Consider the following 10428-nt stretch of genomic DNA (forward strand, 5'->3'; position numbering starts at 1 on the left):
CATATCACCACCTTTTTTATCTTCTTTTTCTTTTAAACTTTTGTTTAGGCTTTTTATCTCGTCGCTTATTTATTATAACAGTTTTTTTCTTCTTTTTGTTAGATTTCATACCAACAATTTGAAAATCTATTGTTTTTTCTCTTTTCGAAGCTGCTGAAATCTTGATTTTTACTTTATCCGACACCTTAAAACGTCTACCTGTTCTTTTTCCAATTAATTGTAGGTTCACGTCATCAAAATAATAGAAATCATCTACAAGATCTTCCATACGAATGAGACCTTCAATAGTATTTGGAAGTTCAACAAACATACCAAAATTAGTAATAGAAGAAACAATTCCTTCAAAAGTTTCACCAATATGATCTTCCATATATTCAGCCATTTTCATATCATCAACTTCACGTTCAATATCAATTGCTTTTCTTTCAAGCGAAGAAGCTTGATCAGCAACATTTTGCATAATAGAAGCAAAATGGAAAAGAGTTTCTTGATCTAATTTCTTTTTAAATAAATACGTACGTATCAAGCGATGAACCATTAAATCAGGATAACGTCTAATTGGTGACGTAAAATGTGTATAATATTCATCCGATAAACCAAAATGTCCTAAACATTGTTCATCATATCTTGCCTTTGCCATGCAACGAAGAAGTAATGTAGAAATAATGACATGTTCATCTGTTCCTTTACTTGCTTCAACGATTTTACTTAATTCTTTAGAACGAATATCTTCTAACGAACCTTTTATTGTATAACCTAGAGTTCTAGAAATTGTAGAGAATTTTCTTAATTTATCTACCTTAGGATTTTCATGAACACGATAGATAAATGGTAAATCAAGCCATTTAAAGTGTTTTGCAACTGTTTCATTGGCAACTAACATAAAGGATTCAATGATGCGGTCACTTTCTCCACGTTGTCTTAAAACTACATCTGTTGGCTTTCCTTTTTCATCAACCAGTACTTTTGCTTCATTTGTATCAAAATCAATAGCACCACGATCTTCTCTTGTTTTTTGTAAGATTTGAGCAAGTTCTTTCATTAAGAAGAATAAATCACATACATGACTATATTCTCCTTGTAATTTTTCATCACCCGCTAATATCTTATTGACATTATTATAAGTCATTCTTTCTGTTGAATTAATAACCGATTCAACAATATCATGATCAACAACTTCACCTTGAGGTGTAATTTCCATAAAACATGAAATTGCAAGACGATCTACATGGGGGTTAAGTGAACAAATCCCATTAGATAATTTATGAGGAAGCATGGGAATAACACGGTCCACTAAATAAATTGATGTTCCTCTTGCAAGAGCTTCTTTATCAAGTTCTGTTCCTTCTTGTACATAATATGAAACATCTGCGATATGCACTCCTAAATAATAATTTCCATTCTTTAATTTCTTTAAAGAGATGGCATCATCTAAATCCTTTGCATCATCCCCATCAATTGTAACAATTGTTTCTTTTCTTAAATCTGTACGATTTTTAATTTCCTTTGGGTCAACCTCTGTTTCAATTGTAGAAATTTGATCATAAACTTCTTTAGGAAATTCTACATGTGCTTCATGTTGACTTACGACAGATAAAATATCTACTCCAGGATCACCAACATGTCCAATGATTTCTACAACATTTCCTTTTAAATAAGGTTTATAAGTTTTAATTTCAACAACAACTTTATGTCCTGCCACAGCCCCATGGCTATGCGCATGATCAATATAAATTGGTTGATTAAATTTTTGATCATCAGCATCAAAAACAAGTTCTCTTTTAGCATTCTTTAATAAACCAACAAGTCGTGTTTGTCCTCTTTGAATAACTTTAACAATACGTCCTTCTTTTCTTGAACCCGTTTGATGCTTTTTAAGTTCAACCATGACCGTATCCATATTAAAAGCATCTTTTAAATCTCTTGAAGAAATGAAGATATCTTCACTTTCTTCATCAATGATAACAAAACCAAAACCTCTTTTATTAATATGTAAAACACCAACGATATAATTTGAATTTTCAATTAATAAATATTCATTCTTTTCATTTCTTACAACCTTACCTTCATCCTCTAAATGATTTAAAGCTTTTAACAAAACCGTAAAACCTTCGCTATTATTTAAAGCGAGTAAAGCTTGTAATTCATGAATTGATCTTTCTTTTTCTTGTAGTAACTCTAAAATTCTTTCTTCCATTTTCTCACCTCCAAAAAAAATAGGACGCCTTGCGTCCTATTATTAATTCATACGTAGTAGAATTGCGATCACGAAGAAGGCAACACCAAGAATCATTGTCATACGAGACATTACTAAATCAATACCACGTTCTTTTTGCTCTGCAAAAAGATTTGAACTTTGACCAGTTAATGCATTAACAATATCATCAGATTTTCCACTTTGTAATAAACATAATATAATAAGCACAATGGCAATAACAACCATAGCAATTTTTAAAATCATATCAAACATATTTTTAACCTCCTTCGATTAATTTAATACATTGCATAGCAAATATTATCATAAAACCTTCATGAAAACAACATAATTTTGATATCTTATCAAATTTATGCATTATCTAAACCACAAATATAAAAACGATCGTCTACTTTGACAACTGTCACATTAACTGTTGTATTTAATCCTTCAACTTCTTCATTAAAAGTTAAAGAAATCAATACATTATAATAATTATTATCATCTAAATTAGAAATAGAAACCTTTGACGGTGAAAAAGAAATAATATTATATTTTAATACTTCTAATTCAGGATAATTATTCTTTTGACTATAAAAAGAAGTATTTGCATAATTACTAAAGTTTTCAATCATATCTGGATACATATAATCAAGACCACCAATTTCGTCATCTTTCTTATCTACAAAAGTATAATAATCGCATGCAAAATACGCCGCTACTAATTGACATTCATCTTCTTCATTATGCTCTTTATAACTTGTATCCAAACGTGCATAAATAGTATTCATGAGGTCTATATCACTTATTTTTGAATAAGGTGATTTAACATCTGTCGTTTTAATTGGTAGTTGTGGATTGTTGATAGAAATAAAATAACCAGCTACAACAACTAAACTCAAACATAAGACCCCAATAATAAAATGATCTCGCATTGCTTTTTTTGGTGTTCTTCTTTTTCGATATTGATCTAAAAATTTAATCTTTGGAAACTTATCAGAATCTATAAATATATTAGCTAATGTTAATAATGGTTTATATTTACGAGAAATCATATCCGTAATTTCTACAAAGATTTCAAAAAGAATCATTAAAGCAATAAATAAAATAGTTCCTGCCATTTGATTATAATAATAAAGATAAGAAGAAAGTGAGAATAAGATTGTTACTAAATATAAAATCAAAACACTTTTTCTTTGACTCAAATTAAGTTTAAACATTAAATTATGATGAAGATGTCCTCGGTCTGCTTCACTAAATTTTTTATGATGGATCTTTCTTCTTAAAATAGCAATCAATGTATCCATAATAGGAACCATCAAAACAATAATAGGTGCACCTAAAGTAAAGAACCCTGATGCATTATAACCAAAACCAAGCAAAGAAATGACCGATATCATAAAACCAATATAAAGAGCCCCACAATCCCCCATAAAAATCTTAGCTGGATGGAAATTAAAGAACAAAAATCCCATAATACTTCCCGCTAAAACAAGAGATAAAGCCGCAATATCACTTCTTCCTGATAAAATTGAAGTGACAGAAATCGTTACTAAAACAATAATAGAAATTCCTGCAGACAAACCATCAAGTCCATCAATTAAATTAATTGCATTGGTAATTCCAATAATCCAAAATAAAGTCACAATACCTGAAAGTAAAGTCATAGCATCACTTGGAAAATAACCAAAACCTTTAATGTAAACTTGCCCATAAACAATGACAATCAATGCTGCAAGCATTTCAAAAATCAATTTAACCTTCGGTGATAAATCATGAACATCATCATAAAGTCCCACCATAAAAATTATAAATCCTGAAATTAAGATGGCATTGATTTGATGATCTGTTTTTAAAAAAAGCATAGAACCAATTAAAGAACTTATATAAATAGCATAGCCACCAATACGTGCAATTTCATGTTTATGAACAGTTCTTTTGTTCATATGAGCCACAATACCTAATTGATTTCCCACTTTAATAATCAATGGAATCATTGCTGCCGATAAAATCATCGTCACAACAAACGATAAGACAACAGTAAGTGTCATGATGCCACCTCCTTTACTTGTATATTATTCATTATTTTTATACAAATTTCAATATACAATTGTTGGTCAAAATCATCAATTATCCTTGTATTTAGAACGATACTTGTCTATACTAGTATACAAGGAGGAATATATATGCATAGTTTAGGAATCTCTGTTTATCCCGATAAAAGTGATATTAAAGAAGTTTATGAATATATGGAAACTGCCGCTAAATTAGGTTTTTCTAGAATCTTTACTTGTTTTTTATCGATTCCAGATGATAAAAGAGAAAGTTATTTAAAAGAATTTAAAGGATTCATGGATAAAGCTCATGAATTAGGATTTGTTGTAGCCGCAGATACAAACCCTGAAGTATTTAAATTAATTGGAGCTACACCTGATAATTTAAAACCATTTGCTGATTTAGGGTTAGATATCATTCGTTTAGATGGTAACTTTGGTACTCAAGGAGACATCGCTGTTACTAGAAATCCATATGGTATTAAAATTGAATTTAATGCAAGTATGGATGCTGGTGTTGACTTATTAATTAAAAATGGTGGAAATAAAGACCAAATCATTATGTGTCATAATTTCTTTCCAGAAAGATATACTGGGTTAGATTTTGATTTATTCCAAAAATTCAATAAACAATGGAAAGCTTTAAATCTTCATACTGCTGCCTTTGTTTCAAGTCATAACGACCCAACAATTGGTCCTTGGGAAGTCTTCTGTGGTTTACCTACAGTAGAAATCATGAGACCATTACCAATTGAAGTACAAGCAAGATATTTATTAGCAACTGGTGATGTTGATGACATTATCGTTGGTAACTATCCTGCAAGTACAGAAGAATTAGAAGCATTATCAAAAATCAATTTCCAAGCTTTAGAATTACGTGTTGATGAAGTACCAGAAATTACAGATAACGAAAAATACATCATGTATGAATTCGCACCACATTGGGATCGATACGATCATTCATCATTCATGTTAAGATCAAGTTTCCCAAGACTTCAATTCAAAAACCAAGCAACTGTTCAAGATTCAGGATTTGGCGGAAAGAAAGAAGTCAAAAAAGACAAATCAATTCCACATCACGATTGTGGAAAAGAAGTCTTTACTCGTGGAGATGTCTTAGTTGTTAATGATAATTTGGCTCATTATCGTGGAGAATTAGAAGTTGTTTTAACTGAAATTCCAAATGATGGTGAACGTAACTTAATCGGTCGTATTAAAGACGAAGATTTAGGTTTATTAGATTTCATTCAACCTGGCCAACATTTCAAATTTATTAAATAATTGAAAAAGAAGCTTCATATAGGAGCTTCTTTTATTATTCCTCAATTGTCTTTAAATATTCTTCTAAGCCCTGTTCATCGACATGCCCAATTACTTCATCTGCGATTTTTTTAAGTTCATCAACAGCATTTCCCATGGCAATACCATGTCCAACATAGTGAATCATTTCTAAATCATTTAACCCATCACCAAAGGCATAGCTATGTTCTTTATCAATATGTAAGTATTCTAGTACTTTTTGCACGCCTTTTGCCTTTGAAGTATCAAGGGCACAAATTTCAAAAGAATTGGCAGTACCATGATGATCAAAATAGAATTTATCCGCAATATAATCAATGATCTTATCATGATCTTTTTTTGCACTAATTTCTATTTTTAAAGTACGATGCATTACTTCTTCTTTATCATAGTCTGTAATCAATTTTTCATGGCGAATATCACAAACTTTAAAGAATTCAATAAAATCATGATAAGCAGAATCAATATAACAATCCGTTGCTGTTTCAAAATCGTATTCACAATCAACGCTTTCTAACAAATTCATTAAATCATTCACTTTTTCATAAGGAATTCTATTTTCATAAATAGTTTCATGATTCAATTCTACATGAGCTCCATTACACAAAACAAAACCATTGAAACCCGCATCAATGATTTGATTTGAAATAAAAGCTAAAGGTCTACCTGAGGCAACAAATAAATAATGTCCAGCCTCTTTCAATCTTTTAAGTTCTCTTTTTACCCCTTCAGGTATTTTTAATTCACTATTTAATAATGTTCCATCTATATCAAAGAATAATACTTTTTTCATGCTTTCACCTCAAGTAGGATTGTATCATTTTTTATTATTCAATTTGTATGATTTCTAGATAAGAAAAAAAACTGTTCAAAGAACAGTCTATTTCATATAGTGTAAGTTTTCTAACATAACTCCACATCCATTAGCAACACAATTTAAAGCATCATCTGCCACAAATACAGGAACATTTAATTCAGATTCTAATAAACGGTCTAAACCATTTAATAAAGCTCCCCCACCTGTTAAGAAAATACCACGTGATACGATATCAGCAGCTAATTCTGGTGGTGTTTGTTCAAGAACATGTTTTGTTTCTTTCACAATTGTCGCACAAGTTTCTCTAAGTGCTAATTCAGTTTCATTAGATGTAATTGTGATTGTATGTGGTAACCCAGTTACTAAGTCTCGACCACGTACTTCAAATGTTTTATCTGAAGCACCTTTGATAGCTGAACCAATTTCTAATTTAATTTGTTCTGCTGTACGATCACCAATTAATAATTTATATTTATCTTTAACAAATTTGATAATATCAGCATCCATAACATCCCCAGCGATTTTTAATGATGAGCTTGTTACGATGTCACCTAAAGATAATACAGCAATATCAGTAGTTCCTCCACCGATATCAATAACCATATTTCCTGTTGGCTTATTAATTTCAAGACCTGCACCAATTGCAGCTACTTTTGGTTCTTCTTCAATAAATACCTTTTTAGCTCCACATCTTTCAGCAACATCTCTAATTGCTGATTTTTCGATAGATGTAATATTTGATGGACAACAAATTAAGATTGTTGGTCTAGCAAAAATTCCTTTTAAGTTTAATTTATTAATAAAATGAGTTAATAAGATTTCAGTAATTCTAAAATCAGCGATAACTCCATCTTTTAATGGTCTAATTGCTTGAACCCTACCAGGAGTTTTACCTAACATATCTTTTGCTTCTTGTCCTACAGCTAATGGCTTTTTAGTTTCTTCATCTATTGATACTACTGAAGGTTCATTTACAACAATACCTTCACCTTTGACATAAATTAATATATTTGCAGTACCTAAATCGATACCAATTTCTTTTGATAATGCCATTATTTTTCCTCCTTGTATGTTTTTCTTCAATATTGTATCACGATTTTAATGAAATACAAGGATAAAAAACAAAACAAATCACTTTTTTAAAAATAATAAATTCTTATGATGTTACCTCTATTTTTTCTACTTTTTGACCAAAATAACTTTGTGGATTTACACTTTTATCTTGTATCGAAACAATAAAATGTAAATGCTTCTTTAATCCTGATTGATAAACATTATTTCCAGCTATCGCTATGACATCTCCTTGTTTAACTTGATCTCCTTTTTCCACCTTGATTTGATCAATTGATTGATAAATTGTCACTAATCCTTCTTTATGTTCAATCGTCAAGATCCAACCTAGTAAAGGATCATTTTCTTTACGAACCACTTTTCCACTTGCACTTGCTAAAACATCAAAACTTTCATTATCCTTTGTATAATCGATTCCATCATTAGGTCGATAGACACCTTCAAAATAATTCAAAGCATTTTCTAATTCTTTTTCTGATAAATTTGTATCATAAAATCCTTTAGAAACTTTCACACCTTCTTTAACTGGCTTTTGTAAAACTTCACTTGTCTCATCCGTATCTCCTTGTTTCTTTGTTTCTACCGAAACAACTGGAACATCTTCAAATGGTTTTACGTTTTTAAGTATTTCTTGTACAACTCCCGCACCCACTAAAAACAAAACCAATGATGAGATAAAGATAAATACTTTCTTATTTCTTCTTATTAAACCTTTCATCGATTTCACCTCTTATGAAGTTTAACCACAATTACATTAATTATTCTTAGAAATCTCAACACCTTGGTAATAATGTTTTAAGATTTGTTGATAATCATAACCTTCCTTCGCCATTCCTTGCGCTCCATATTGAGATAAACCAACACCATGACCACTGCCTTTTGTTTTAAAAACATAACTATCACTTTTTTCAACAATCGTAAAATCACTTGAAGCTAATTGAAGCTTTTCTCTCATTTGTCTTCCCGTATAATTTTGATTATTTATTTTAATCGTTTGAATACGTCCACTAGGATAATAGGAAAGAATCTGATAATTAAAAGAACCATTAAACATTTGTTTCAAAGAAGTTTTAGAAAATTCTTTTTCTTTTAAAAAATGAGGATCATAACTTTCGTCCCAATGAGAATCTACTGAAACCAAATAAGGTTTGGCAGAACCGATAAAATAATTTTCAACATTTTCACTTTTACCATTACTACTTGAATAAAAAAGGGCAGAAATACACTCACCCTGATATGTTATTATTTCTCCCTTTGTTTCTTTAATTGCTTTTTTTACTTTTTCTTTATATTCTTCATAATGTTCATTCCATGATACTTTCATTTTTTCATCATCTAAATATACTTGCGTATTAGTTGTATTATCAACACTTAATAAACGTGAATAAACAAAAGTACGACTGGCGACAACTTGTGCTTTAATTGCTTCTAGTTCAAAACTTGCTGGCATTTCTCCCGCAACAACACCTAATAAATAATCATCAAGTAAAATTTGATGGACTTCTTGATTCATTTCTACGCTTACATAAACATCTTTTTCTTTTCCTTTGTATATTTTGTTATTTATTTGTGGCTTATATAAAAAGAATAACGTAATAAAAAGAGCTAGACATAAAATAAGTTTATAAAAAATAGTTTTCATATTTTACTATATGAAAACTATTTGAAACTAGACTATAAATGAATCGTAACAAAATCTAATATAAAAGATGCAAGTAAATATCCTAAAGATAATGAAGCAATAATATAAAAACAATAAAATTGTTTCATTTTTCCTTTAGAAATCATTTGATCAAAACGAAAACAGCTCAAACCATACATTGCTGATAAAACCGAAAAAACATAAACAATCATTTTTAATATTTGATAAGACATTTTAATCCCTCCATCATAAACAACATATCTATACATATAATAAACACGGGTGATCCTTTTGACAAATAAAACATTACAATATCTTATTTATAATCAACTTTATTCAGCCGGTATCTATGAGTTATTAGCCACACAAGCGCCAACTGAAATACTACAAACACAAATGAAGCTCTTTCAACAAGACAGTCTAAATAATGCTTCTTATTTAGATCGCTATTATCAAGAATTAAATACGTCAAGTTATAATCCAATTGTACGAGAGCCTGTTGATCACGGTACTTTTAAAAAGAATGTTTATTGGATGTTAGAGTATGAAGGAACAAATACACGTATATTTGTCGATGAAAGTTTTAATGGACAAAATGATGCCTCTATTAAATCTCTTACAGCTTATATTTCTTCTTCAATTGATCGACGTAATACAAAACTTACAAATATTTATTTAAATATCCTTGATAATGAAATTGCAAACAACAAAAAAACATCACCTAAGTGATGTAATTTATTAAATGGTGACTCGTACGGGATTCGAACCCGTGAATGCATGCGTGAAAGGCATGTGAGTTAACCGTTTCTCCAACGAGCCACATGGCGCTTGAAGTAGGACTCGAACCTACGACCGATCGGTTAACAGCCGATTGCTCTACCAACTGAGCTATTCAAGCCTATTCAATTAAATGGAGCGGGTGATGGGAATCGAACCCACGTAGTCAGCTTGGAAGGCTGAAGTTCTACCATTGAACTACACCCGCATTTCTTAATGCTCATCTATATTATCATAGTTTTCAAAGCATTGCAAGTATTTATTTTATTTTTTTAATGGAGCGGGTGATGGGAATCGAACCCACGTAGTCAGCTTGGAAGGCTGAAGTTCTACCATTGAACTACACCCGCATTGAATGGTGCCCAGGGCCGGAGTCGAACCGGCACGGATTTTAAGGTCCGCAGGATTTTAAGTCCTGTGCGTCTACCAATTTCGCCACCTGGGCTTATTCAGTTAAATGGTGACCCGCAGGCGACTCGAACGCCTGACCCTCTGATTAAAAGTCAGATGCTCTACCAACTGAGCTAGCGGGTCATACCTTTTATGGCTGGGGTAGCTGGATTCGAACCAGCGC

General features: G+C 30.9%; 10 protein-coding genes and 6 tRNA genes. 2 read left to right on the forward strand and 14 right to left on the reverse strand.

The window, feature by feature from the left end; translation table 11 throughout:
- Positions 1–16 precede the first annotated feature (16 nt).
- The 3 genes from rnr to C7U55_RS10705 all read right to left on the reverse strand — a co-directional run bounded on the left by rnr (position 17) and on the right by C7U55_RS10705 (position 4245).
- On the reverse strand, positions 17–2197 hold the full coding sequence (gene rnr / locus C7U55_RS10695) for a ribonuclease R (protein ID WP_106988553.1): 2181 nt from the start codon (positions 2195–2197) through the stop codon (positions 17–19).
- Positions 2198–2239: 42 nt separating this feature from the next.
- On the reverse strand, positions 2240–2470 hold the full coding sequence (gene secG, locus C7U55_RS10700) for a preprotein translocase subunit SecG (protein WP_193446935.1): 231 nt from the start codon (positions 2468–2470) through the stop codon (positions 2240–2242).
- 95 nt (positions 2471–2565) lie between these two features.
- A complete protein-coding gene (locus C7U55_RS10705) occupies positions 2566–4245 on the reverse strand; it encodes an MraY family glycosyltransferase (RefSeq protein WP_106988554.1) in 1680 nt (559 codons plus the stop codon).
- A 135-nt stretch (positions 4246–4380) separates the two neighbouring features.
- On the opposite strand from C7U55_RS10705, the gene C7U55_RS10710 reads away from it, so the two are divergent.
- On the forward strand, positions 4381–5529 hold the full coding sequence (locus C7U55_RS10710) for a DUF871 domain-containing protein (protein WP_106988555.1): 1149 nt from the start codon (positions 4381–4383) through the stop codon (positions 5527–5529).
- Positions 5530–5563: 34 nt separating this feature from the next.
- Here the strand turns inward: C7U55_RS10710 and C7U55_RS10715 are convergent, their stop codons facing one another.
- From C7U55_RS10715 to C7U55_RS10735, 5 genes are all read right to left on the reverse strand, one after another.
- Positions 5564–6340 carry an HAD family hydrolase gene (locus tag C7U55_RS10715; RefSeq protein ID WP_106988556.1) on the reverse strand — a complete coding sequence of 259 codons (777 nt, stop codon included), beginning with the start codon at positions 6338–6340 and terminating at the stop codon, positions 5564–5566.
- An 87-nt stretch (positions 6341–6427) separates the two neighbouring features.
- Positions 6428–7417: a rod shape-determining protein gene (gene mreB / locus C7U55_RS10720; protein WP_048924869.1), complete on the reverse strand. Its 990-nt coding sequence runs from the start codon at positions 7415–7417 to the stop codon at positions 6428–6430.
- Positions 7418–7520: 103 nt separating this feature from the next.
- Positions 7521–8153 carry a M23 family metallopeptidase gene (locus C7U55_RS10725; RefSeq protein WP_106988557.1) on the reverse strand — a complete coding sequence of 211 codons (633 nt, stop codon included), beginning with the start codon at positions 8151–8153 and terminating at the stop codon, positions 7521–7523.
- Positions 8154–8189: 36 nt separating this feature from the next.
- On the reverse strand, positions 8190–9077 hold the full coding sequence (gene spoIID, locus C7U55_RS10730; RefSeq protein WP_106988558.1) for a stage II sporulation protein D: 888 nt from the start codon (positions 9075–9077) through the stop codon (positions 8190–8192).
- Positions 9078–9109: 32 nt separating this feature from the next.
- Positions 9110–9310, reverse strand: coding sequence for a DUF1146 domain-containing protein (locus C7U55_RS10735; protein ID WP_106988559.1), 201 nt, complete (start codon positions 9308–9310; stop codon positions 9110–9112).
- A gap of 58 nt (positions 9311–9368) precedes the next feature.
- Between C7U55_RS10735 and C7U55_RS10740 the strand changes: the two genes are divergently transcribed.
- Positions 9369–9806, forward strand: a complete 438-nt coding sequence (locus C7U55_RS10740; RefSeq protein ID WP_106988560.1) for a hypothetical protein — start codon at positions 9369–9371, stop codon at positions 9804–9806.
- Positions 9807–9820: 14 nt separating this feature from the next.
- Here the strand turns inward: C7U55_RS10740 and C7U55_RS10745 are convergent.
- From C7U55_RS10745 to C7U55_RS10770, 6 genes are all read right to left on the reverse strand, one after another.
- Positions 9821–9896, reverse strand: a tRNA-Glu gene (locus tag C7U55_RS10745).
- Positions 9897–9899: 3 nt separating this feature from the next.
- Positions 9900–9975 (reverse strand) — tRNA-Asn (locus C7U55_RS10750).
- A 13-nt stretch (positions 9976–9988) separates the two neighbouring features.
- A tRNA-Gly gene (locus C7U55_RS10755) sits at positions 9989–10062 on the reverse strand.
- A 68-nt stretch (positions 10063–10130) separates the two neighbouring features.
- Positions 10131–10204 (reverse strand) — tRNA-Gly (locus tag C7U55_RS10760).
- 6 nt (positions 10205–10210) lie between these two features.
- A tRNA-Leu gene (locus C7U55_RS10765) sits at positions 10211–10299 on the reverse strand.
- A gap of 13 nt (positions 10300–10312) precedes the next feature.
- Positions 10313–10388 (reverse strand) — tRNA-Lys (locus C7U55_RS10770).
- Positions 10389–10428 lie beyond the last annotated feature (40 nt).

Origin of the sequence: Faecalibacillus faecis (genome assembly GCF_003024675.1) — a bacterium.
GTDB classification, from domain to species: domain Bacteria; phylum Bacillota_I; class Bacilli_A; order Erysipelotrichales; family Coprobacillaceae; genus Faecalibacillus; species Faecalibacillus faecis.